This is a genomic window from Maritimibacter harenae (genome assembly GCF_009882975.1).
Lineage (GTDB): Bacteria > Pseudomonadota > Alphaproteobacteria > Rhodobacterales > Rhodobacteraceae > Maritimibacter > Maritimibacter harenae.
In genome coordinates this window covers 341,231-365,221 of sequence record NZ_WTUX01000019.1, presented here as the reverse complement: position 1 = coordinate 365,221, position 23,991 = coordinate 341,231, and the positions used below count along the sequence as shown (strand labels likewise).

Sequence of the window (23,991 nt, the reverse complement as noted above, 5' to 3'; positions counted from 1 at the left end):
TTTCCGGTTTTCCGGTTTTCCGGTTTTCCGGTTTTCCGGTTTTCCGGTTTTCCGGTTTTCCGGTTTTCCGGTTTTCCGGTGAAGCCGGAACGCGCCGAGCCCCTTCGCGTCAACGAGAAAATGCGCCCTCCCCGGCCAGGCTTAACGCGGCCTCAACGTTTGCCCCCCTACCCTCACGGCATCCACGCCACCAGGAAAGGCCGACCCATGACCGACAACGACCGTATCGCCCGCAGCTTCAAGGCGCTCGCGCATCCGCGCCGCGCGGCGATCTTCCAGCTCCTCGCCACCCACCCGCGCCACGCCGCGGATTACCAGTTCATCGAGATGCAGACGGGCCTGCGCCCCTCCTCGCTGGTCCATCACCTGCGGGAAATGGAACGCTGCGGGCTTCTCAGGCGCAGGCGCACGGGCCCGACGATGACCTACATGCTTACGCCGGGCGACATGCTGCGCTGTACCAACACCGCCCGCGCGCTCGCCACCCAGGGGCGCCCGGCCGCGGCCTGAACTCAGATCGGGCCCGGGCGCCGCTCTTCGGACAGAAGCACGTTGGCCTCCACCTCGCCCACGCCGGGGAGCGTCATGATCCGCCGTCGCAGGATGCGTTCGAAATCGGAAAGGTCGCGGGCCACGATGCGCAGGCGGTAGTCGTAGAGTCCCAGGACATGGTGCACGAGCTGCACCTCCGGGATGGCCGTCACCGCGCGCTCGAAATCCTCGAGGCTCACGCGCCCCTTCGCGGCGAGCTTCACGCCCAGGAACACGGTCACGCCGAACCCGAGCGCTTCGAGGTCGATATCCACGCGCCGGCCCGCCAGGATGCCGGCCTCCTGCAACCGTTTCACCCGGCGCCAGGCGGCCGGTTGCGACAGGCCGAAGCGCCGGCCCAGGTCGCCGGCCGACAGCGTGCCGTCGTCGGCCAGCGCGCGCAGGAAGGCGCGGTCGGTGTCGTCCAGCGTGGTCACAACGGAAGCGCCTCGCGTTCGGAAATCGCGGCGACCTGCATCAGCGCCTCGATCTCGGCGATATGCGGCAGGGTCAGGATCCGGTCGCGGTAGATCTGCTGGTAATGCCCCATGTCACGCGCGATCACGTGAAGCCGCACGTCGACCTTGCCCAGGAAGGTCTGGATCTCGGTCACCTCCGGCACGTCGCGCGCGGCCGCGAGGAACTCGTCGAAGGCGCGCGGGTTCGTCTTGTCCAGCGTGAAGCGCAGCGACACCTCGACCTCGTAGCCCAGCCGGGCCCAGTCGATCACGGCGCGCTGCCCGCGGATCACGCCCGCGCGCCGCATCCGGTCGAGCCGGCGCGACGCCGTCGCCTGCGTCACGCCGGCGAGCTCGGCCAGCGCACCGGCGGTCAGATTCGGCTCGGCCAGAAGCCGGCGCAGGAGCCGTCGGTCCGTGTCATCGAGACGCATGGTTCATCCGCTTTATCGCAAAATCGCGCATTATAGGCGCGCAAATAGGCCCATTCCTATGCGCTTTGCAAACCGTTTTCGCCGAAAACCCCTAGGATGCACGGCGACATACACAAGAAGGAGCATGCCATGAGCCTGCGCGTTTACTACGATCGCGACTGCGACGTGAACATCATCAAGGACATGAAGGTCGCCATCCTGGGCTACGGTTCGCAGGGCCACGCCCACGCGCTGAACCTGCGCGACTCCGGCGCCAAGAACGTGGTCGTCGCGCTGCGCGAAGGCTCGGCCTCCGCCAAGAAGGCCGAGGCCGAAGGGCTCCAGGTCATGGGCATCGCCGAAGCGGCCGCCTGGTGCGACCTGATCATGTTCACCATGCCCGATGAACTGCAGGCCGAGACCTACAAGAAATACGTCCACGACAACCTGCGCGACGGCGCGGCGATCGCCTTCGCCCACGGCCTCAACGTGCACTTCGGCCTGATCGAGCCGAAGGAAGGCGTCGACGTCATCATGATGGCGCCCAAGGGCCCGGGCCACACGGTGCGCGGCGAATACGTCAAGGGCGGGGGCGTGCCCTGCCTCGTGGCGGTCCACAACGACGCCACCGGCAAGGCGATGGAAATCGGCCTCAGCTACTGCTCCGCCATCGGCGGCGGCCGCTCGGGCATCATCGAGACCAACTTCCGCGAAGAATGCGAAACCGACCTCTTCGGTGAGCAGGCCGTGCTGTGCGGCGGTCTCGTCGAGCTGATCCGCATGGGCTTCGAAACCCTCACCGAGGCGGGCTACGCCCCCGAGATGGCCTATTTCGAGTGCCTGCACGAAGTGAAGCTGATCGTGGACCTGATCTACGAAGGCGGCATCGCGAACATGAACTACTCGATCTCGAACACCGCCGAGTACGGCGAGTACGTGTCGGGTCCGCGCGTCCTGCCCTACGACCAGACCAAGAAGGTCATGAAGGACATCCTGACGGACATCCAGACCGGCAAGTTCGTGCGCGACTTCATGCAGGAAAACGCCGTCGGCCAGCCGTTCTTCAAGGGCACCCGTCGCCTCAACGACGAGCACCAGATCGAGGAAGTGGGCGAGCGCCTGCGCGGCATGATGCCGTGGATCTCGGCCGGCAAGATGGTCGACAAGGAAAAGAACTGATCCTTGACTGACGGGCCGCGACGTTACGCGGCCAGGCGATTGACCCCGGCCCCGCGCCGGGGTCTTTTCGCGTTCGGGAGGGCCCATGACGACGCCACGCATCACACCGGCCAGCTGGGCCATCCTTCTGACCCTGGGCCTGGTCTGGGGGTCGACCTTCCTCATCATCAAGATCGCGCTCGACGGGATGCCGGCCTTCTGGGTGGCCGCCGCGCGCGTGGGCTTCGCGGCCGCGCTGATGGCGCTCGTCTGGGCCGTGCAGGGCTTTCGCCTGTTCGACACCCGCGTGAGCCGGCGCACCTGGGGCGAGCTGGTCTTCGTGGCGCTCTTCTCGACCGCGGTGCCCTTCATGCTGCTTGCCTGGGGGCAGCAACACGTGACCTCCGCCTATGCCGGGGTCACGATGGCCACGATGATCTTCGTGGTCCTGCCGCTGGCCCATTTCTTCGTGCCCGGCGAGCAGATGAAGCTTCGGTCCACCATCGGCTTCGTCATCGGCTTTCTCGGGGTGATGCTGCTCATGGGCGACCAGTTGTTCACCTCCTCCGGGGCGGCGCTCGAGGGCTGGGGGCGCCTGGCCGTCTTCGGCACGGCGAGCTGCTACGCGGTGAGCTCCATCGTGATGCGCCGCCTGCCGCCCTGCGACCCGATCGGGCTGGCGGCGATCCTGGTGATCATCGGCGCGGCGGCGGTGATCCCGGCGGCCTACCTGCTCGACGGTGCACCGCCGGTGCCCGACGGCCGGACCTTCGCCGCGCTGGCCGTGCTCGGCCTGATCCCGACCGCGGGCGCGAACGTGCTGCGCGTGATCCTGGTGCGCACGGCCGGGCCGAGCTTCCTGGGGCTGGTGAACTACATCGTGCCGGTGATCTCGGCCATTCTCGGCGCGGCCCTCCTGGGCGAGACGCTGCCGCCCACGCTGCTCATCGCGTTGACCGTGATCCTCGCTGGCATGGCGATCAGCCAGTGGGACGCGCTGCGGCGCGTCGCGGGGCGCCTGCGCGGCTGAAGCGCGGGGCCGTCAGCCGGCCGCGCGCTCCACTTCCGTGACGATGCGGTCGACGATCTGCTCGAGCCGGATCTCGTCCTCGCATTCCGCCATCACCCGGATCAGCGGCTCGGTTCCCGACTTGCGGATCAGCAGGCGGCCATAGCCGTTCAGGTCTGCCTCGCTCGCCGCGATGACCTTCTGCACGCTCTCCATCTCGAGCGGTGCCTGCCCGTGCGTGTAGCGCACGTTGCGCAGGAGCTGGGGGACCGTTTCGAACACCTGGGTGAGGTCCGAGGCGCGCTGGCCGGTCTCGACCATCGCGGCCAGGAAATGCAGGCCGGCCAGGAGACCGTCGCCGGTGGTGGCGTAGTCGGTCATCACGATGTGGCCGGACTGTTCGCCGCCCAGGTTGAAGCCGCCCTCGCGCATCCGTTCGACCACGTAGCGGTCGCCCACGCGGGTGCGCTCGAGTTTCAGGTTCCGACCCTCGAGGTAGCGTTCGAGCCCGAGGTTCGACATGACCGTGGCGACGAGCGTGTCGCCTTTCAGCCGCCCGGCTTCCGCCCAACGGCCGGCGAAGAGGGCCATGATCTGGTCGCCGTCCGCGACCCGGCCCTTCTCGTCGATGATCATCACCCGGTCCGCGTCACCGTCGAGGCAGATGCCAACGTCGGCGCCGGTTTCGACCACGGTGCGCGCGGCGGCCTCGGTCGAGGTCGAGCCGCAGTCGAGGTTGATGTTGCGCCCGTCGGGCTTCACCCCGATGCTCACCACGTCGGCGCCCAGTTCCCACAGGGCCTCGGGCGCGGCGCGGTAGGCGGCGCCGTTGGCGCAGTCGATCACCACCTTGAGCCCGTCCAGCCGCTGTTCGAACGGGAAGGTGGTCTTGATGAACTCGACGTAGCGATGGCGGCCCTCGTCGACGCGGCGCGCGTTGCCGATGTTCTCGGCATCCGCCGGCGTCACGCCGGAGGCGACCAGCGCCTCGATCTCGGCCTCGGCCTCGTCCGAGAGCTTGAAGCCGTCGGGGCCGAAGAACTTGATGCCGTTGTCAGCGAAGGGGTTGTGGCTGGCGGAGATCATGATGCCCAGGTCGGCGCGCATCGAATGGGTCAGGTGGCCCACGGCGGGCGTCGGGACGGGCCCCAGGAGCAGCACGTCCATCCCGGTCGAGGTGAGCCCGGCGGTCAGCGCGTTCTCGAGCATGTAGCCCGAAAGCCGCGTGTCCTTGCCGATCACCACGCGGTGGTCGGTGTGCCCGTCATTGCGGAAATAGCGCCCGGCCGCCGCGCCCAGCTTCAGCGCGATCTCGGCGGTCATCGGGTAGCTGTTGGCGCGCCCGCGCACGCCGTCGGTTCCGAAAAGCCCGTCACCCATGTCTCAGTCCCCCTCGGCGATCGCGGCAGCCAGCGCGAGCGCCTGTGTCGTCTCCCGCGTGTCGTGCACGCGGATGATGTGTGCCCCCTTCGCCGCGCCATCCAGCGCGACGGCCAACGATCCCCCGACACGGTCCTTGGCTTGCGGCGCGTTGCCGATCTTGCCGATGAAGCTCTTGCGCGAGGCGCCGAGCAGGACCGGCAGCCCGAGATCGTGCAGAAGCGTCAGGTGGCGCAGGAGCGAAAGGTTGTGCTCCATCGTCTTGCCGAAGCCGATGCCCGGATCGGTGATGATCCGCTCACGCTTTACACCTCGCCCGCAGGCCACGTCGATTCTTCTTTCGAGATGGTCCATCACCTCGCCCACCACGTCCTCGTAGGTCGGGTTGTCCTGCATCGTTTCGGGCAGGCCCTTGGCGTGCATGAGGCAGACCGGCACGTCGCGTTCGGCGCAGAGATCGGCGAGCGACGGGTCGAACTCGAAGGCGGAGACGTCGTTGACGATGTCGGCGCCCGCGTCGAGCGCGGCCTCGGCGACGCGGGCCTTGCGGGTGTCGATCGAGATCGGAAGGGTGACGCCGGCGGCGCGGATCGCGGCGATGACGGGGGCGGTGCGACGGATTTCCTCTTCGATCGGCACCTCGGCCGCGCCGGGGCGCGTGGATTCGCCGCCGATGTCGATGATGTGGGCTTCTCCGTCCGCCATCTGCTGCGCGCGGGCCACCGCGGCCGTCAGCACCGCGTGGTCGCCGCCGTCGGAAAAGCTGTCGGGCGTCACGTTGATGATACCCATCACCCGGGGCCGGTCGAGCGGGAGGCCGCAGAGCGTGGGGCGCGGGGCCGACAGGCGGTCGCGGATGACATGGTCGTCGGGGCCGTTCACCGTGTCGAACCAAGCGGTCGCCATGCCCGCGAGCGGCCAGGCGTCATCCGGGCGCGGGCCCGAGCGTGCGATGGGTTCCGAGCGGCTCACGGCATCTCTCCGATGGCGAGGCTGCGGGCCGGCAGGTCGGTCCTTGGCAGCGGGGCGTCGACGGCGAGGATCTCTTCGGCCTGCATGAGGGTCGCGAACCAGGCGGTCAGGGCGGCCGGGTCGGTGACGTCCGCCTCGGCCCCGTCCACCGCGTCGAGCACGATCTTGGAGGGCGCCCATACGCAGATCTGGCCGTGCTTCATCGCCCAGTCGAGTTCGGTGCGCGTGCCCACCACGACACAGCGCCGGTCGCGCGCGGCCAGCAGCCAGGCGTTCATCTCGAGCGCGATCAGGTCGATGCGCCGCTGCGGCATGGCACGGTGGGCGTCGGGGATGGCCACGTCAGGGAACCCGACGCAGAGGATCGCCGGGGCGTCGCGCGCCTCTAGCCGGTCGAGAAGCGCGATCAGGTCGGGCGAGGCGATGGCGGCGTTCGACAGGAAGACCACCACCGGGTGCGGCAGCTCTTCGCCGGAGGGGGCGACCGGCGCGCCCTGCCCGCGCGCGCGCACGATTTCGACCCCCAGCGCGCCGGGGCCGCGGTCGAGCTTCTCGATCCGCACGAAAACGCGCTGCGCCTGCGGGGCGAAGAGGATGCGGTCGGCAACCCGTTCGGCCAGCGTCTCCAGCAGGTTGAGCCGTTCGGCGGCCAGTTCGAACGCGATGGATTCCGTGATCGCGTCGTAGGAGAGGATCTTGTCGACGTCGTCCTCGACCGGCCCCTCGGGGGCCGTCACCTCGACCACCACGTTGAATCGCAAGCGCTGGGTCGTGCCGCGTTCCTGCTGGAAGGCCCCGATCTCGGCCTCGACGATATGGTCGCGAAGGGAGATCCGGTCGGGCGGGCGGACGGGCTGGCCGTCGGCTTCGGACCGGGCTTCGGGATGCTCGAAGGCGAGACGGGATTCAGAGGACATGCGGGTCTCCTTTGCCTTGGCGGCGGAGACTGCCCCAGCGGCCCGAGAATGGAAAGCCGAAACTCAGCGGTAGAACTTGTGTACGCCGATTTGCGCCGTCTGCGCGAAGGCCGAAGCCCAGTGCGGATTCACCGCAGTCGTGTGGTAGAACGTGGCCCCCGCCGTGAGCATGCGCGGCGCGCCGTCGATCATCACGCGGGCGACCTTGCCGACGCGCTCCCAGGCGGCGCGGTTGTTCACGACTTCCGGGACCCCGTCGCAGGTGAAGCTGAACTGGCAGGCGTGGCGCCGGCCGGTGCCCTGGTTGACGACGCCACAGACATTGTCGGGGAAGCGCGCGCTGTCGACGCGGTTCAGGATCACCTCGGCGACCGCGAAGAGCCCCTTGTGGGTCTCGCCGCGCGCTTCGAAGTAGAGCGCCTGGGTCAGGCAACGCCAGTCGTCCCCGCCGGTCGCGGCCGGTTGCTTGGACAGCCAAACCTCGTCGGGCGGGCCCACGGGTGCCTCGGGCTTCGCGCGCGGGAAGAGCGAGCGCTTGGGCGCGAGGCGGGTGATCTGTTCCAGCCGGTCGGGCGACAACGCGTCGAAGCTGGCCCGTTCCTGGCCGACCAGAGCGGCGAGTGCGATGGTCGCGTCCTGCGTCGGCTCGGCACGGGCAATACCCGTGACCGTGAGCGCCGCAACCGCGGCGAGAAGCAAAGATCGAAACATGCGTTCGTCCCCCGAACCCCTTGCAACGAGATTAAGATCTCCTCGTAAGAAGTTCTCCCATAAACGAAAAATTCATGGGCGTCCAGATTGAGGAAAATCGGGGCGAGTCCGGCCGCGGTTCAGGAGCGTCCCGCAACCCTTTGAAACCCGGTCATTCCTTGGAATTTTCCCTGTAACGTCAACGAGTCACGCGTGCGCGCCCGACTCCCTGGTCGGCGATCGCCAGGTGAGCGGCGGCCAGCCGAGCGATGGGCACGCGGAAGGGCGAACAGGAGACGTAGTCGAAGCCCGCCTTGCGGCAAAAGGCGATGGATTCGGGGTTGCCGCCATGTTCGCCGCAGATCGCCAGCGTCACGTCCGGGTTGCCCTGGCGCCCGCGCTCGGCCCCGATCTGGAGGAGCTCTCCCACCCCTTCCACGTCGAGCGTGTGGAACGGGTCTTCCGGGTAGACCTGCTGCTGCACGTAGCGCCCCATGAAGCGGCCCGCGTCGTCGCGCGACAGGCCGTAGGTCATCTGCGTGAGGTCGTTCGTGCCGAAGGACAGGAAGGCCGCGTTCTGGGCGATCTCGCCGGCGCGCAGGGCCGCGCGCGGGGTTTCGACCATGACGCCGAGCCGGTAGGTGAAATCCACCCCGCGCTCGACCCGCACGGCGGCCGCGACGGCGTCGATCCGGGTCTTGACCAGCTCCACCTCGCGCTTGGCCGAGACGAGCGGGATCATGATCTCGGGCACGACGGGTGCGCCGCCCTCTTCGCTGGCCTCGATGGTCGCCTCGAAGATGGCGCGGGCCTGCATCTCGTAGATCTCGGGCACGGTGATGCCCAGCCGCACGCCGCGCATGCCGAGCATCGGGTTGAACTCCGACAGCGCCTCGACCCGGCGGGTCACGTCGGAGACGGGGATGTCGAGCGCGTCGGCAAGCTCCAGCATCCCCTCGCGGCCCTGCGGCAGGAATTCGTGCAGCGGCGGGTCGAAGAGGCGGATCGTGACCGGCAGGCCGGACATGATCTTGAACAGTTCCTTGAAGTCGGCGCGCTGCATCGGCTCGATCCGCTCGAGCGCGGTGCGCCGGTCCTCGGCCGTGTCGGCGAAGATCATCTCGCGCATGGCGAGCAGGCGCTCCTGTTCGAAGAACATGTGCTCGGTCCGGGCGAGCCCGATGCCCTCGGCCTCGAACATCCGGGCCTTGGCCGCGTCCGCCGGCATGTCGGCATTGGCGCGCACGCCGATGTCGCGGGCGTTGTCGGCCCAGGACAGAAGCGCCTGGAACGCCTCGCCCAGCTCGGGTTCGAGCATCTGGGCGGTGCCCGCCAGCGCCTCGCCGGCCGTGCCGTCGATGGTGATGATGTCGCCTTCGCTGAAGATCCGGCCGTCGGTGGTCACGAGCCGCTTCTTGCGCGCGTCGAGCCGGATGTCGGAAGCCCCCACGACGCAAGGCAGGCCCAGGCCGCGCGCGATCACCGCGGCGTGCGAGGTGATGCCGCCGCGTTCGGTCAGCACCGCTTCGGCCGCGTGCATGCCGCGGATGTCCTCGGGCGTGGTTTCCCGGCGCACGAGGATGCAGGGTTCGTCCTTGGCCGCGGCCGCCTGTGCGGCGCGCGACGAGAAGACGATCCGGCCGGTGGCCGCGCCCGGGCTTGCCGCGATGCCCTCCGCGATGGTGTCGCGCGGGCCCTCGGGGTCGACCTGGCTGTGCAGAAGCTCGGCCAGCGACCGGGGCGGGACGCGCATGACCGCCTCGTCCTCGGAGATGATGGCGTCCTGGGCCAGCTGCACGGCGATGTGCAGGTTGGCGCGCGGGCTGCGGCTGACGCGGACGGCGTCGAGGATGTAGAGCGTTTCGTTCTCGAGCGTGAACTCGATCTGCATCTCCTCGCGCAGGCGGTTGCGGCAGAGCTCGCCGTAGCGCACGAGGTCGGCGAAGACGTCCGGCAGCACCTCTTCGATCGAGCGGCCGCGCGGGTCCTTGGAAAGGTACATCACGTCGCGCGCGTTGGGGTCGCCCACCGCGTCGCGCCCCTGGCTCTGGCACAGGTAGCGCCCGCGCAGGTGGCGTTCGCCGGTATGGCCGTCGACGAACTGGATCACGCCGGACCCCGAGAGACCGTTGCCCAGCCCGATCGCCATCGCCTGCACCACGAGCCCCAGGCCCGCGTCGGCCGGCGCGCCGCGCGCTTCGCGCAGGAGCCGGGCGGTCGTCCCCTCCCACGCGCGGGCCATCGAGCGCAGCACTTCGGCCAGCTGGGTGGCGGTGTCCTGCGGGAAGGGTTCGTCCGTCTCGTCCTCGTAGGTGTCGAGCGCACGTTGCAGGGCCACGCGGTCGGGCGGGCCCTGAAGCTCGAACTCGTCCGGGTCGAGCCGGGCGACGTGAATGGCGTAGGCGCGGATGAAGCGCAGGTAGAGCGCGGTCGCGGCCACTTCGCCGTGGCTTTCGGCCAGCCGCGCGTGGGTCGCGTCGTTCATCCCGATGTTGAGAATGGCCGACGGCCCGCCCCAGTCGGGGTCTTCCGACGACGGGCGCACGGACAGGAGCGGCGTGTCGCCGAAGGCGGCCAGCATCGCGTCGAGATCGGGCATCTTGCCCTGCGAAATGCCGTGCACGGTCGCGAAGTCGAGCGCGACGGTCGTGGGCACCGGCATGTCAAGGCGGATCAGGCGTTGCAGGCACTTGGCGCGCCCACCATGCCGGTTCACGTCGATCGAAGCGGTCGGCGTGATTTCGGTGAACCCGGTGGCAAGAACCATATTCTGCACTGCAGCATCTCCTGATGCCTTCAAGATAGCCCTAACACGCCCACTTACAACATCGTCCTGCCGGGCACGTGACGTTCAGGTGCCCTCGATCCGCGTGAAATCTGCGACATTCATACAGATGTCACGGATTTGCGCCAACAGATTCAAACGGTTACGCCGCACGATCTGATTCTCGGTGTTGATCTGGACCGCCTCGAAGAAAGCGTCGATCGGGGCGCGCAGGTCGGCCATCGCGCCCATCGCGGCCCCGAAATCCTCTGATTCCATCGCCGGCTTGATCCGCGTGTCGGCCGCGTCGAGCGCCTTGAAAAGCGCGATCTCGGTGTCGTCCTCGGCGAACTTGGGGTCGGCGCCGAAGCTGTATTCGACCCCGTCCTTCTCCTCGGCCTGCGTCAGGATGTTGTTGGCGCGCTTGAAGCCCTGGGTCAGGTTCGCCCCGTCCTCGGTGGCGAGGAAGGCGGCAAGCGCGTTGGCGCGTTTGACCAGCAGCGTGAGGTCGTCGTTGCCCGGCATGTGCAGGCAGGCGTCGATCACGTCGTGGCGGATCCCCTCGCCCTTCAGGTGGACCTTGAGGCGATCGTGGAAGAAGGCCAGCAGGTCCTCGGACAGGTCCGGCACCTCGGTCTTCAGGGTCTCGAGCGCCGCCTGCCCGTCCTTCTCGCCGAAGGCTTTGAGGACGGTCTCGATCGCCGCGCCGAAGACGCCGTGATCGGCGATCTCGTCGATCAGCATCTCGACGCCCTCCGAGGGCACGTCGTCGCGGCGCGCGTCCTTGAAGCGCAGAAGCTGGATGTCGATGTACGGGTCGAGCCGCATCCGGATCTCGTTGGCGAGGATCAGGCGGATGACGCCCAGCGCGGCGCGGCGCAGCGCATAGGGGTCCTTCGATCCCGTGGGCTTCTCGTCGATCACCCAGAAACCCGCGAGCGTGTCGAGCTTGTCGGCCAGCGCCACGGCGACCGACACCGGGGCGGAGGGCACCGCGTCCGACGGGCCCAGCGGCGAGTAATGGTCGCGGCAGGCATCGGCCACGGCATCGGAGAGCCCCGCGTTCTTGGCGTAGTAGCGGCCCATGATCCCCTGGAGCTCCGGGAACTCGTAGACCATTTCCGAGGCCAGGTCGGCCTTCATCACCTTGGCGGCCAGCACGGCCTCGTCCGGGCTCGCCCCGACGACCGGCGCGATCCGGCGCGCGAGCGCCGCGATCCGGTCGATGCGCTCGGCCTGGCTGCCCAGCTCGCGGTGGAAGGTGACGTTCGACAGGCTGTCGGACATGGAGGCCATGCCGGTTTCGGCCACCTTGCGCAGGTCGTTTTCCCAGAAGAACTTGGCGTCCGAGAGGCGCGCGGCGAGCACCTTCTGGTTGCCCGCGAGGATCGTCGCGCCGTGATCGGCGGTCTCGCGGTTGGCGACGGTCACGAATTTCTCGATCCGGCCGGTCTTGGGGTTCTTCACCGAGAAGAACTTCTGGTGTTCCTTCATCGAGGTCTGGAGCACCTCCGGCGGCAGGTCGATGAACTCGGCCCCGATGTCGCCCATCAGCACGACCGGCCATTCGACGAGCCCGGCCACCTCGGCCAGGAGCCCCTTGTCCTCGACCAGCTCGAACCCGGCGGCGAAGGCGGCCTGTTCGGCGTCATGGCGGATCATGTCCGCGCGCGCGGTCGCGTCGAGCATCACGTGGGCCTTGCGCAGCTTGGACTCGTAATCCTCGAAGGAGCTCACCCGGATCTCGCCCGGCGCCATGAAGCGGTGGCCGCGCGTGATGTCGCCGGCCTTGATGCCGTCGAGCTCGAGCGGGACGACCTCGGCCCCGTCATCGCCGGTGAGAATGCACAGGATGGAATGGAGCGGGCGCACCCAGCGCAGGCTCCCCTTGCCCCAGCGCATGGACTTGGGCCACGGGAAGCCCCGGATGGCGGCTTCGAGCACTTCGGCCACGATCTCGGCCGCGGGGCGGCCCGGCTTCTCGATCACCGCGAAATAGACCTGGCCCTTCTTCTCATCTCGCAGCTCGAGCTGGTCCTTGGTCAGCCCGGTGGCGCGCAGGAACCCCTCAAGCGCCTTCTCCGGCGCGTCCACGCGCGGTCCCTTGCGCTCTTCGCGGGTGTCGGGCGACATCGCGGGCAGGTCTGCCAGCGTCAGCGTCAGGCGGCGCGGGGTCGAGAAGGCCGCGGCCCCGCCATAGGTCAGGCCGGCCTCGACCAGGCCATCGGTCACGAGGCGCTTGAGATCCTCGGCAGCCTTGGCCTGCATCCGTGCAGGAATTTCCTCGGAAAACAGTTCGATCAGGAGATCGGCCATATCGGGTATCCACGGTCAGAAAGCGCCTGCGGCGCGGGTCCGGGCCGGGATACCGAAGGGGGACCGGGACGTCCAGTGGGGAGCGGGGAATTCGCCTGCCCCGCTCCCCGCGCGATCAGGTGACGCGGGCGATGGCGCCGCGGAACTCGCTCTCGAAGCGGCCCGCGAGCGTCTTGGTGTCCGGCCCCGCGCGGCGCGGCACGATGCGGTAGCGGGCCTCGACGAAGCAGTAGATCGCGAAGGCCACGAAACCGATGCCCAGGGCGCCGAGCAGGATGCGCCCGAAAGGCTGCGCGCGGACCGTCTCGAACGCGCGGCCCAGCCCACCGGCCTGCGACGGATCGGCCGTCAGGCCCGCGCCGACCAGGAACAACCCGATGATCGCGACGACGATGCCGTGGGCGATCAGGCCGGCCTTGATGACGGGGTCGAGCTTCTGCGCGCGCGGCGATTGGCGCATGTGACGCTTGTAGAGCTCGCGCACGGCCTTCACGCCGTAGTAGATGCCGGCGCCGACGACCGCGAGGCCGGCCGCCGCGACGACCCACTTGCCCCACGGGTCCTGCTGCATGAGCCAGGAGGCGAGCGACTGCACCTTGCCGCCCTCGCCGCCCTGCGACCCGCCGGAGCCGCCCGACCCGGTCGCCTGGCGCGCCGCCGTGACGGCGAGGCCGATGTGAATGAGCCCCGTGATCGCGAGCCCGCTGCGCGCAACGAAGCCCTTGGCCCCGCCCCCGTGCAATTCGAGATCCTGCCACGCCGCGATCAGGCGCCAGACCGCGTAGGACAGCATCCCCACCGCGATGGCCCAGAGCGCGGCGACGCCCCAGGGCTGCCCGCGCAGATCGGCCATCGCAGACGACGTGTTCTCGGCCTGCCCGCCGGTCCAGGCGGCGAGGAAGGTCAGGACGCCAAGCAGCACGTAGGTCACGCCGCGCGCCGTGTAGCCGAAACGCATGACGGGCACGACCCAGGCGGGCGCGCGTTCGAATCCAAGGGAACTGGACATGGGGGCCTCCAATCGGTGGTTGGAGACCCAATCCGTGGCGTCCGAGAATGTTCCGAGATCGACCGTCTCACTCGAGCGGCTGGCTGGAATCCTCGTCGTACTTCTCGTTGAGCTGGTGCCAGGCGAAGGCCCGGCCGTCGGGGTAGACCGCGATCACCCGGTCGACGCCATCGTGGATGTTCTTCTCGCCCAGGAAGGCGACCGCCTGTCCGTCTTCCAGCGCCGCCCCGATCTCCTGCGCGTCGAAGCAGTCGAACCAGCCCGGCGCGTTGAGCGGCGTCGGGTCCGGGTAGGTGACGTAGGTTTCGGTCATCGCCGCCGTGCTCATGGCGGAGGTGAAGCAGGCGCGGAAGCGGATCGGGCTGGACGATCCGTCGATGGCCTCGATGTCGTTCGCGATGAACGGCTCGGGCTCGTTGGTGGACGCGTTGACCAGTGTCAGGTTCACGTCCTCGGCCGCGATCCGGTCGTAGTAGGCGTAGACCTGCGTGTAGTAGAGCGCCACGCCGAACAGGAGCGAGAAGACCACGATGATGCTCGCCAGAAGCCTGCCGCTCACGAGGCGACCTCCGGCTGCTGCCCGCCCGCCTCGGTCTGCACGAAAGCGTCGGCGCACAGCTTGGCCAGCGCGCGGACGCGGCCGATGTAGGCCTGCCGCTCGGTGACCGAGATCACGCCGCGCGCGTCGAGCAGGTTGAAGATGTGGCTGGCCTTGATGCACTGGTCGTAGGCCGGGTGGGCCATGACGATGCGCTTGCCGGTCTTGGGATCCGTCGCCGGGTGTTCGAGGATCGACTGGCACTCGGCCTCGGCATCTTCGAAATGGCGCAGGAGCCGCTCGGTGTCGGCCGCATCGAAGTTGTGGCGCGAGTATTCCTCTTCCGTCTGGCGGAACACGTCGCCGTAGGACAGGGCGATCGGCGCGCCGGGATCGTTGAACGGCATCTCCATCACGTGGTCGATGCCAAGGACGTACATCGCGAGGCGTTCGAGCCCGTAGGTCAGCTCGCCCGAGACCGGGTGGCAGTCATGCCCGCCGACCTGCTGGAAATAGGTGAACTGCGACACTTCCATGCCGTCGCACCAGACCTCCCAGCCAAGGCCCCAGGCGCCCAGCGTCGGGCTTTCCCAGTCGTCCTCGACGAAGCGGATGTCGTGGAGCGCCATGTCGATCCCGATCGCCTCGAGCGAGCCGAGGTAGAGCTCCTGCAGGTCGGGCGGCGAGGGTTTGATGAGCACCTGGTACTGGTAGTAGTGCTGCAGCCGGTTCGGGTTCTCGCCGTAGCGCCCGTCGGTCGGGCGGCGCGAGGGCTGGACATAGGCCGCCGCCCACGGCTTCGACCCGAGTGCGCGCAGGGTCGTGGCCGGGTGGAACGTGCCCGCGCCCACCTCCATGTCGTAGGGCTGCAGCACCGCGCAGCCCTTGGAGGCCCAATAGGTTTGAAGTCGCAGGATGATCTCCTGGAAGCTCTTGGGTTTGGTCACCTGGGTCTCGGCCATCGCACACCTCGCTAGATCGCCGCCTCAATAGGACCGCCACAGGACGGGGTCAATCGACCGGCCCGATATTGACGTTATGCAGGACGTCGTGTGTTACTTCGTCGGATGCAAATTGAAAGCCCCCAGTCGGGCAGCGAGGGACAATGAAGCGCGTATTTTCGGCCATCTCCATCTATGCGGGTCTCATGGGGACCTCTGCCCTGGCACAGGATTACTGGATCCAGGTCGAGGCCAACACGACTCTCACCGAAGCCCAGGCCGCGACGCGCGATTACGATGCCGAACTGGACGACGTGGCGGGCTTCCGGCTTGGCGCGTCGGGCTGGTACGCCACCGCGATCGGGCCCTACACGGAAGAGGAAGCGACCCGGCGCCTGCAGCAGCTGGTGAGCCGGGGCGTCCTGCCGCTCGACGCATTCGTGTCGGCGGGCACCGGGTTCGGCCAGCAGTTCTGGCCCGTGGGCGCCAACGCCCGGGCGAACGACGCGGCCGAAGAGCCGGCACAGGACGAGCCCGAAACGACGCTCGCGCAGGCCGAACCGGACGTCGCGCCCGACCCCGAGCCGGAGCCGGAGGCGGAGGTGGCCCCCGAGCCGGAGATCCCCGAGGAAACCGTCAACGAAGCGCGCCGGTCGGAGGCACAGCTGAACCGCGAGGAGCGCGCCGCGCTCCAGATCGCGCTTCAGTTCTACGATCACTACACCGGCGCCATCGACTCGGCGATCGGGCCGGGCACACGGGGCGCGATGCGTGAATGGCAGAGCGCGCAGGGCTACGAGCCCACCGGCGTGCTCACCACCCGGCAGCGGGCCGAGCTTCTGGACGAATACAATTCCGTGATCGACAGCCTCGGCCTGGGCGTGGTCGCCGACAGCCGCGCGGGGATCGAGATCGTGATGCCCGCCGCGATGGTCGATTTCGACCGCTACGAGGCGCCCTTCGCCCATTACGAGGGCGACGGCGAGGTGCGCGTCGTGCTGATTTCGCAATCGGGCGGGCAGTCCACGCTCTACGGTCTCTACGACATCCTGCAATCGCTGGAGGTCGTGCCGATGGAAGGCGACCGCAACCGCGAAGGCAACAGCTTCTACATCAACGGACAGGACAGCCGTATCAGGTCCTACACCTACGCCACGGTCGTGGACGGGGCGGTCAAGGGTTACATGCTCACCTGGCCGCGCGGGGACGAGCGCCGCTACGAGCTTGCGCTAGAGGCCATGCGCGACAGCTTCGCCTCGACCGGGCCCGCCGTGCTCGAAGACAACGCGGGACTCGACGAGACGATGCAGAACGTCGATCTCGTCTCGGGCCTGGAAATCCGCCGCGCCGACCGGGCGCGCACCGGTTTCTACGTGACGCAACAGGGGATGGTCCTGACCACCGCCGAGGCGGTCGAGGGTTGTTCGCAGATCACGCTGGACGAAAGCTACCCCGCCACGGTCGCGGCCACCGATGCCGCGCTCGGCGTCGCCCTCGTCCAGCCGGAGGAAACGCTGGCGCCGCTGGGGGTCGCCTCGTTTGCCGACGGGGAGCCGCGCATCCAGTCCGACCTCGCGGTGTCCGGCTTCTCCTTCGGGGGACGCCTGTCGTCGGCCACGCTGACGTTCGGCACGCTGGCAGACGTGCAGGGGCTGGACGGCGAAGACAATGTCTACCGTCTCGACCTCGAGGCGCAGGACGGCGACGCGGGCGGACCCATCGTGGACAACGGGGGCCGCGTGCTGGGGATGCTGAAGTCCGCCAACGACGGCAACCGCCAGTTCCCCGACGAGGTGTCCTTCGCCACCAAGGCCGACGCGCTGGAAAGCTTCCTCGAGTCCAACGGCGTGCGCATCATGCCCGCCCAGGGCACCGGGAGCCTGACCCCGCGCGCTCTGTCGGAGACGACGGCGGACATGTCCGTGCTGGTGAGCTGCTACGAGTGACCCGGCAGGCGGCGCCTACGCGGCCCCGCTGAGGGCCGCGTCGAGCGCGCGCCACAGGGGCTCCACCGGCTCGACCCCGATCGACAGGCGCACGAACCCCGGCGCCACGTCGTCGCCCCACCGCGCCCGGCGCTCGGCGGTCGAATGCGTGCCGCCGAAGGAGGTGGTGGGGGCCAGCATCCCGCACCCGTTGATGAAGCGCTCCGCCGTGTCGCGGTCGGCAAGCGTCAGGCCGATCAGGAACCCGAACCGCGTCATCTGCCGGCCGGCCAGCCCATGCGCCGGATCGTCGGCAAGCCCCGGGTAGCGCAACGCCTTGACCGCCGGGTGGGCGGCCAGCCGGGGCGCGATCACCTCGGCGCTGTCGCACATGCGGGCGAAGCGCAGTTCGAGCGTCTCGAGCGAGCGATGCAGAAGCCAGGCCTCGAACGGGCCCGCGATCGCGCCCGAAAGCTTGCGCCAGGCCGCGACCTCTTCCATCAGCCCCTCGTCCCGGCTTGCCACGTGGCCCATCAGCACGTCGGAATGTCCGCCCGGCGCCTTGGTGTCGGAGGCCACGACCACGTCCGCCCCCAGCTCCAGCGGGCGCTGGCCGAAAGGGGTCATGGTGGTGTTGTCCACCACGCTCACGCCCCCGGCCGCGCGCACGGCGCCACAGACGGCGGAGAGATCGATCACGTCGAGACCGGGGTTCGACGGGGTTTCGAGAAACACCAGCGCGAAGCCCTCGAACCCGCCCGTGTCGAAGGTCGCGGTCGGGCGCGTCTCGATCTCGACGCCCAGCTTGGCGAGGTAGCGGTCGGCCAGGAGCCGGGTCGTGTAGTAGCCGTCCGACGGGATGAGCACCCGGTCGCCCGCCTTCACCACCGCGAAGAGCACCGCCGCGATGGCCGCCATGCCGGAGGGGAACGCCAGCACCGGCGCATCCTCCACGAGCCCGAGCGCCGCCTCGAGCGCGTCCCACGTCGGGTTGTCCATCCGCCCGTAGCCCGCGACCCCGGCCTCGGGATCGCCCGGCAGGTTGAACATGGAGGCCAAAGTCACCGGCAGGGCCAAGGGGTCGCCCTTTGCCAGCGCCTCGCTGCGCAGGTGGTGCAGCCGCGCTGCCTTTTCATCATCGGACATCAGCCCCTCCAGAACCGCAGGGTAAACAGAACATAGACCGACAGGAGCTCCAGCCGGCCGACAAGCATCGCGAAGGTGAGAAGCCATTTCGCGGTATCGTTGAGCGACCCGAAGTTGCCCGAGGGTCCGATCGTGTCCCCGAGCCCCGGACCGATGTTCGCGATCGCGGTGGCCGCGCCGGAGAGCGACGTGACCATGTCGAGCCCGGTCATGGACAGGAGCACCGCGAGGATGCCCAGCGACACCACGAACATCACGAAGAAGGCCATCACCGAGGACAGGATCGCCTCGGAGATCGGGCGCCCGTCGTAGCGCGGCGTGAAGACCCCGTGGGGCGCGAAGATCTGCTGGATGCGCGCGCGGATCGCGGCGATCAGAAGCTGGTAGCGGAAGATCTTGACCGAACACGCCGTCGAGCCGGCGCAGCCCCCGATCAGGCCGAGGAAGAAGAAGGCCACCACCGGGAAGGTCCCCCAGAGCTGGTAGTCCACGCTGGCATAGCCCGTGCCGGAGATGATCGAGGTCACGTTGAACACGCCCTCGCGGAACCCGTGCTCCAGGTGATCGCCGTTCGCCACCAGGCGATAGAACGTCATGGTCAGCGTGACCGCCAGGATCACGCCCAGGTAGGCGCGGATCTGCGGGTCGCGGAAGATCGGCTTGGCGGTGCCCGCGACCACCTGGATGTAGCGCACGAAGGGCAGCGAGGCGAGGATCATGAAGACCGAGGCCACGTATTCCGGCGCGCCCTGGTAGAACCCGAAGCTCGTGTCATGGGTCGAGAAGCCGCCGGTCGACATGGTCGTGAGCGCATGGTTGATCGCGTCGAACGGGCTCATGCCCACGACGAGGTAGGCCAGCACCGCGGCCAGGGTCAGCGCGAGGTAGATCCAGGTGATGCGCCCGGCGATCTCGGCGGCGCGCGGCAGCACCTTGCCCATCGTGTCGAAGGCCTCGGAGCGGAAGATCTGCATGCCGCCCACGCGCAGCTCCGGCAGGAACACCATCGCCACGACGATGATCCCGATGCCGCCGAACCATTGCAGCATGGAACGCCAGACCAGGAGCCCCTCGGGCATCGTGTCGAGCCCCGAGAGCACCGTCGACCCGGTGGTGGTCAGCCCCGACATCGCCTCGAAGATCGCGTCGACCGGGCGGGCCTGGATCTCGCCGAACATGAAGGGCAGCGCCCCGAAGGCGGGAAGGGCGACCCAGACCAGCGTGGTGAGCAGGAAGGTCTGCTGCAACGTCAGCCCCTGCCCCACCCCGTTCGCCGTCGCGATCGCCATCGCCGAGCCGACCACGATCGAGATCACCGCCGATTGCAGGAAAACGCTCCAGTCCGGGCGCCCGAAGAACAGGTCGACCAGCATGGGCACCAGCATCGTCGCCCCGAGGACGGCGACGAGCAGACCGATAACGTAGACGACGGGGCGCATGTCGAACATGGGACAAAGCACTGGCCCCGCCCGCGCGTGGTGTCAAGCTGCGCTGCACCGCCGCGTGCGACGCAGCTTGACAACTTGTCGCACCCCCTGCGACGCTCGGGAGGGACAGGGGCAGAACGGGTTGCGTTCGGGACGGGGGCGCGGCCGAGGGAGCCTGTCATGCACCAAATCAGATACATGCCCTACCTGCTTCTGATCCTCGCCGTTCCGGCCGGGATCGCGCTGGCCTTCGTCGCGCCGTTCTGGGGCGGCGTGATCGCCGCGCTGGGGCTCGTCGGGGCGGCGATGGGCACCTACGACCTGGTGCAGCGCAAGCGCGCGGTGCTGAAGAACTACCCGGTGCTCGCGCGCATGCGCTTCTTCCTGGAATCCATCCGCCCGGAGATCCGCCAGTATTTCCTCGAAAGCGACCATGAAGAGGTCCCCTTCTCGCGCGAACAGCGCGCGCTGGTCTACCGCCGGTCCAAGAACCTGGAGGGGCTGCGCCCCTTCGGTTCGCTCAAGAAGCAGAACGACATCGGGCACGAATGGATCAACCACTCGGTGCAACCCCGGCACCTCGAGAACCACGACTTCCGCGTGACCTTCGGGGCGGGCTCCTGCGCGAAACCCTACGAGGCGAGCGTGCTCAACGTCTCCGGCATGTCGTTCGGCGCGCTGTCGCCCCACGCGGTCGAGGCGCTCAACATCGGCGCGGCGCGCGGCGGCTTCGCCCAGACCACCGGCGAGGGCTCGATCAGCCGGTATCACAGCCGCCACGGCGGCGACCTCGTGTGGCAGATCGGGTCGGGCTACTTCGGCTGCCGCGACGCGGACGGGCGCTTCTCGCCCGAAACCTTCGCGGAGCGCGCCACCTCGGACCAGGTGAAGATGATCGAGGTGAAGCTGAGCCAGGGCGCCAAGCCCGGCCACGGCGGCATCCTGCCCGGCGCCAAGGTCACCCCCGACATCGCCGAGGCGCGCGGCATCCCGCCCGGGCTCGACTGCCTCTCGCCGCCCGCCCATTCCGCCTTCTCCACCCCCGTCGAGATGATGGCCTTCGTCACCCGGCTGCGCGACCTCTCGGGCGGCAAACCCGTGGGCCTCAAGATGTGCGTCGGCCACCCGTGGGAGGTCTTCGCGATCTGCAAGGCGATGGTGGAGACCGGCCAGCACCCGGATTTCATCACCATCGACGGGGCCGAGGGCGGCACCGGCGCGGCGCCGGCGGAATTCGCCGATCACCTGGGCGCGCCGCTGCGCGAGGGGCTGATGCTGGCCCACAACGTGCTCGTCGGCCTCGACCTTCGCGACAAGGTGCGCCTCGTGGCCTCGGCCAAGCTGATCTCGGCCTTCGACATGGCGCGCGCCTTCGCGCTCGGCGCCGACACCTGCAACATGGGGCGCGGCTTCATGTTCTCGCTGGGCTGCATCCAGGCCCAGGTCTGCCACACCGGGCGCTGCCCCACGGGCGTGACCAGCCAGGACCCCGGCCGCTACCGCGCGCTCGACGTCGACGACAAGGCGCTGCGCGTGCAGTATTTCCACGACAACACGCTCAAGGCACTGGGCGAGACGATCGGGGCCTGCGGCCTGTCGCACCCCGGAGAGCTCCAGCCCGACCACCTGATGATCCGGATCAACAGCCGCGAAGTGCGCTCGGCCCGGTCCCAATACGACTGGGTGGAGCCGGGGGAACTGCTCGACCACAACGTCTCGCACCCCGCCTTCGCGAAATTCTGGGACATGGCCCGCACCGACAGCTTCGCCGCGGCGGTCTGAGAGGCGCGCGCTTCCCTTCTTCGTTTTGGAAATACCTCGGGAGGTCTGGAGGGCTGGCCCTCCAGAGGCGGCAAAGCCGCCTGCCGCCGCGACGCGGGCCAACGGCCCGCGGCGCAGGACCTCAGCCCTGGTGGATCAGCGTCGAGAACAGGCGCGGATCGAGCGACTGGGCCCGGAACGTGTCGCCCTCGGTGAGGATCGACACCGCGTCATGGCTGTGCAGGCTTTCCTGGTGGCTCGCCACGACCCGGAAATCCCCGATCCGCTCGTCGCCCTTGAGCTGCTCGGTGAAGAGCCGGGCGGCGTCTTCGACGAAGATCGGGTTGGCCGCGTTGAGCTCGGCGAAGGCCTGTTCGTCCTCGCGCTTGACCATCACCTGCGTCTCCGTGGGCACGGCCGCCCGGCACAGGTCGATAAGGTCCTCGAACCACAGGCAGCGCTGGCCGGGAGCGAGCTCGACCGACACCCGGGCGACGGAGCGCTGCGAATGCGGCGTGGCGAGCTGACCGCGGCTCTGGCGGGCATGTTCGCTCAGTTCCAGCGAGCACGGGCAGGTCGAGCTGTAGACGTAGTCGAGGTGCATGAACTTGCGGCGCACGCCCTGCGCTTCGACCAGCTCGAGCGCGATGTTGTAATACTGGTAGCCTTCCAGCCCCGAGCGCAGGCTCTTGACCTTCATCGGGAAGGAAAATGCCATTTCGATGCGCGCGTCGAGGCTTTCGAGATCGGTCTTGTAGTCGTCCAGCGCGCGCTCGATCACGTCGAACGAGAAGGTCTCGTCGGCGTAGGAATAGAACGAGCGCATGATGCGGCTCATGTTGATGCCCTTCTTCTCGGCCTCGAGGCTGACCGTGCCGGTCACCGAGGTTTCGAGCTGAAGGTCGCCGTTGTCGCGCGTGTGGTAGCGCAGCGGCAGGCGGAAGTTCGAGATCCCGACGTGCTGGATGTCCTGGCGCTCACCCTGGATGAGCGATGCCGGGCCGTTCTGGAGGTCGGGCAGCGTCGCCTTGTAGGTGGCGTCGGCGACGAAGTCGTCGTCGTAGGTGCGCGACAGGGCCGGGTAGTTGGACACCTCGTGCTCCGGCAGGAGCCGCGCGATCGCCGGATCGAGCGCGGCCACTTCCTCGGGCGTGGCGCCACGCGCCCAGTCCCGCAGCACGTTCAGCGCCGCCTTGGCATCGTCGGTGTTCGGGGCTGCAAGCAGCTCTCGCGTCAGGTGATTCATGACCGGCCCTCCCAGGTCGATTGGCCCCAAATATGGGTTCCGTAGCGGGGATTTACCAGTTTACGCCGTTCTTGTCCCGTCAGATCACCGAAAGCGCCTGCTCGATGTCGGCGAGAATGTCGGCCGGGTCCTCGAGCCCGCAGGAGAACCGGATCAGCCCGTCGGAGATGCCCAACGCGTCCTTCTGCTCCTGCGGGAGCCTCTGGTGCGTGGTCGTGGCGGGATGGGTGGCGATCGACTTGGCGTCGGCGAAGTTGTTGGAAATGATGACGAATTCCAACGCGTTCTGGAACCGGAAGGCCCCCTCCTTGCCGCCCTCCACCTCGAAGGCCAGCACGGTGCCGCCCGACGGCGCCTGGCGCTTGGCGATCTCGTGCTGCGGGTGCGAGGGGTGGAGCGGGTAGCTCATCCGCTTCACCTTGGGGTGATCGGCCAGCGCGTTCGCGATGAACAGAGCCGCGTCCGACTGTGCGCGCACGCGCAGGTCGATGGTCTCCAGCGCCTTGAGATGGGTCCAGGCGGCGAACGGATTGATCGCCCCGCCGGTGTGCTTCATGTAGGCCTCGATCGGGCCGCGGATGAGCTCCTTCGAGCCGCAGATCGCGCCGCCCAGCATCCGCCCCTGCCCGTCCACGTGCTTGGTGGTCGAATAGACCACGAGGTCGGCGCCCATCGACGCGGCATAGGAATAGACCGGCGTGATCATCGCGTTGTCGGCCACCACCAGCGCGCCGTTCTCATGCGCGAGGTCGATCACGTATTGCAGGTCGATCACCTCGAGCGTCGGGTTCGAGATGGTTTCGAGGAAGACGAGCTTGGTGTCGGGCCGGATCGCAGCCTTCCAGGCCGCGTTGTCGGTGCCGTCGACCAGCGTGATCTCCACCCCGAAACGGCCCAGCACCTCTTCGAGCACGTAAAGGCACGAACCGAAGAGCGCGCGGCTCGACACGACGTGGTCGCCCGCGCGGGTCATCGCCATCAGCGCGCCGCTGACCGCCGCCATGCCGGAGGTGCAGCCGAAAGCGTCCTCGGTGCCCTCCATGAGCGCGAGGCGCTCTTCGAACATGCGGTTCGTGGGGTTGCCGTAGCGGGCATAGATGAACTCGTCGTCGCCCGCCTCGAGGAAGCGCGCCTCGGCGGCTTCGGCGTTGGGATAGGCGAAGGCCTGCGTCATGAACAAGGCCTCGGACAGCTCGCCATACTGGCTGCGTCGGGTTCCGCCGTGCACCGCGCGGGTGCGTTTCGTGTACTTGTCCATGGCACGCCTCCTGCCAAACAAAAAACGCCCACCGGGAAAGCCGGGGGCGTTCTGTCGTCCCAGACCTCTTTAGCGGAATGTTTAACGTGGCCCGCAATCCGGTGAACAAATCGCCACGTGCCCCGCGATAGA

20 protein-coding genes and 1 riboswitch are annotated in these 23,991 nt (G+C 68.4%); of the genes, 5 read left to right on the top strand and 15 right to left on the bottom strand.

Annotated elements, in window-relative coordinates; genetic code table 11:
• Positions 1–207 precede the first annotated feature (207 nt).
• Positions 208–510 carry an ArsR/SmtB family transcription factor gene (locus GQE99_RS16480; RefSeq protein ID WP_161352725.1) on the top strand — a complete coding sequence of 101 codons (303 nt, stop codon included), beginning with the start codon at positions 208–210 and terminating at the stop codon, positions 508–510.
• Positions 511–512: 2 nt separating this feature from the next.
• On the opposite strand, the gene GQE99_RS16475 is transcribed toward GQE99_RS16480, so the two are convergent.
• Together GQE99_RS16475 and GQE99_RS16470 are read right to left on the bottom strand one after the other, a co-directional pair.
• Positions 513–968: an Lrp/AsnC family transcriptional regulator gene (locus GQE99_RS16475; RefSeq protein WP_161352724.1), complete on the bottom strand. Its 456-nt coding sequence runs from the start codon at positions 966–968 to the stop codon at positions 513–515.
• The gene (locus GQE99_RS16470; protein WP_161352723.1) at positions 965–1,423 is read right to left on the bottom strand and encodes an Lrp/AsnC family transcriptional regulator; all 459 of its coding nucleotides are present in this window, start codon (positions 1,421–1,423) and stop codon (positions 965–967) included. The genes GQE99_RS16475 and GQE99_RS16470 overlap by 4 nt, the downstream gene beginning before the upstream one ends.
• A 135-nt stretch (positions 1,424–1,558) precedes the next feature.
• Between GQE99_RS16470 and ilvC the strand changes: the two genes are divergently transcribed.
• Together ilvC and GQE99_RS16460 are read left to right on the top strand one after the other, a co-directional pair.
• The gene (gene ilvC, locus GQE99_RS16465; RefSeq protein WP_161353280.1) at positions 1,559–2,581 is read left to right on the top strand and encodes a ketol-acid reductoisomerase; all 1,023 of its coding nucleotides are present in this window, start codon (positions 1,559–1,561) and stop codon (positions 2,579–2,581) included.
• Positions 2,582–2,666: 85 nt separating this feature from the next.
• Positions 2,667–3,590, top strand: coding sequence for a DMT family transporter (locus GQE99_RS16460; protein WP_161352722.1), 924 nt, complete (start codon positions 2,667–2,669; stop codon positions 3,588–3,590).
• 12 nt (positions 3,591–3,602) lie between these two features.
• Here the strand turns inward: GQE99_RS16460 and glmM are convergent, their stop codons facing one another.
• The 9 genes from glmM to GQE99_RS16415 form a co-directional block, all read right to left on the bottom strand.
• Positions 3,603–4,949 (bottom strand): phosphoglucosamine mutase, encoded by a 1,347-nt coding sequence (gene glmM / locus GQE99_RS16455; RefSeq protein WP_161352721.1) that lies wholly within the window; start codon positions 4,947–4,949, stop codon positions 3,603–3,605.
• A gap of 3 nt (positions 4,950–4,952) precedes the next feature.
• On the bottom strand, positions 4,953–5,855 hold the full coding sequence (gene folP, locus GQE99_RS16450) for a dihydropteroate synthase (protein WP_161353278.1): 903 nt from the start codon (positions 5,853–5,855) through the stop codon (positions 4,953–4,955).
• A gap of 62 nt (positions 5,856–5,917) precedes the next feature.
• Complete coding sequence (locus GQE99_RS16445; protein ID WP_161352720.1) at positions 5,918–6,838, bottom strand: dihydroneopterin aldolase; 921 nt, start codon at positions 6,836–6,838, stop codon at positions 5,918–5,920.
• Positions 6,839–6,901: 63 nt separating this feature from the next.
• Positions 6,902–7,549 carry a cell wall hydrolase gene (locus GQE99_RS16440; protein WP_161352719.1) on the bottom strand — a complete coding sequence of 216 codons (648 nt, stop codon included), beginning with the start codon at positions 7,547–7,549 and terminating at the stop codon, positions 6,902–6,904.
• A 178-nt stretch (positions 7,550–7,727) separates the two neighbouring features.
• Positions 7,728–10,295: a putative PEP-binding protein gene (locus GQE99_RS16435; protein WP_161353277.1), complete on the bottom strand. Its 2,568-nt coding sequence runs from the start codon at positions 10,293–10,295 to the stop codon at positions 7,728–7,730.
• An 84-nt stretch (positions 10,296–10,379) separates the two neighbouring features.
• Positions 10,380–12,608 carry a glycine--tRNA ligase subunit beta gene (glyS, locus tag GQE99_RS16430; RefSeq protein ID WP_161352718.1) on the bottom strand — a complete coding sequence of 743 codons (2,229 nt, stop codon included), beginning with the start codon at positions 12,606–12,608 and terminating at the stop codon, positions 10,380–10,382.
• A 115-nt stretch (positions 12,609–12,723) separates the two neighbouring features.
• Positions 12,724–13,617, bottom strand: a complete 894-nt coding sequence (locus GQE99_RS16425; protein WP_161352717.1) for a DUF1206 domain-containing protein — start codon at positions 13,615–13,617, stop codon at positions 12,724–12,726.
• Between the two features lie 67 nt (positions 13,618–13,684).
• The gene (locus GQE99_RS16420) at positions 13,685–14,176 is read right to left on the bottom strand and encodes a DUF6446 family protein (RefSeq protein ID WP_161352716.1); all 492 of its coding nucleotides are present in this window, start codon (positions 14,174–14,176) and stop codon (positions 13,685–13,687) included.
• On the bottom strand, positions 14,173–15,117 hold the full coding sequence (locus GQE99_RS16415; RefSeq protein ID WP_161352715.1) for a glycine--tRNA ligase subunit alpha: 945 nt from the start codon (positions 15,115–15,117) through the stop codon (positions 14,173–14,175). Before GQE99_RS16415 ends, GQE99_RS16420 begins: the two co-directional genes overlap by 4 nt.
• 143 nt (positions 15,118–15,260) lie before the next feature.
• Between GQE99_RS16415 and GQE99_RS16410 the strand changes: the two genes are divergently transcribed.
• Complete coding sequence (locus GQE99_RS16410) at positions 15,261–17,042, top strand: serine protease (protein ID WP_161352714.1); 1,782 nt, start codon at positions 15,261–15,263, stop codon at positions 17,040–17,042.
• Positions 17,043–17,057: 15 nt separating this feature from the next.
• On the opposite strand, the gene GQE99_RS16405 is transcribed toward GQE99_RS16410, so the two are convergent.
• Complete coding sequence (locus GQE99_RS16405) at positions 17,058–18,167, bottom strand: cystathionine gamma-lyase (protein WP_161352713.1); 1,110 nt, start codon at positions 18,165–18,167, stop codon at positions 17,058–17,060.
• Entirely contained in the window at positions 18,167–19,615 is a 1,449-nt protein-coding gene (locus tag GQE99_RS16400) for a TrkH family potassium uptake protein (RefSeq protein WP_161352712.1), read from the bottom strand. The genes GQE99_RS16405 and GQE99_RS16400 overlap by 1 nt, the downstream gene beginning before the upstream one ends.
• Before the next feature lie 159 nt (positions 19,616–19,774).
• Here GQE99_RS16400 and GQE99_RS16395 point away from each other — a divergent pair, with 159 nt between their 5' ends.
• A complete protein-coding gene (locus GQE99_RS16395; RefSeq protein WP_161352711.1) occupies positions 19,775–21,376 on the top strand; it encodes an FMN-binding glutamate synthase family protein in 1,602 nt (533 codons plus the stop codon).
• Between the two features lie 121 nt (positions 21,377–21,497).
• Here GQE99_RS16395 and folE2 read toward each other — a convergent pair whose 3' ends face one another.
• Both folE2 and GQE99_RS16385 read right to left on the bottom strand, forming a co-directional pair.
• Positions 21,498–22,601 carry a GTP cyclohydrolase FolE2 gene (gene folE2, locus GQE99_RS16390; RefSeq protein ID WP_161352710.1) on the bottom strand — a complete coding sequence of 368 codons (1,104 nt, stop codon included), beginning with the start codon at positions 22,599–22,601 and terminating at the stop codon, positions 21,498–21,500.
• A gap of 79 nt (positions 22,602–22,680) precedes the next feature.
• Positions 22,681–23,859 (bottom strand): aminotransferase class V-fold PLP-dependent enzyme, encoded by a 1,179-nt coding sequence (locus GQE99_RS16385; protein ID WP_161352709.1) that lies wholly within the window; start codon positions 23,857–23,859, stop codon positions 22,681–22,683.
• 48 nt (positions 23,860–23,907) lie between these two features.
• A riboswitch (SAM riboswitch) is annotated at positions 23,908–23,986 on the bottom strand.
• Positions 23,987–23,991 lie beyond the last annotated feature (5 nt).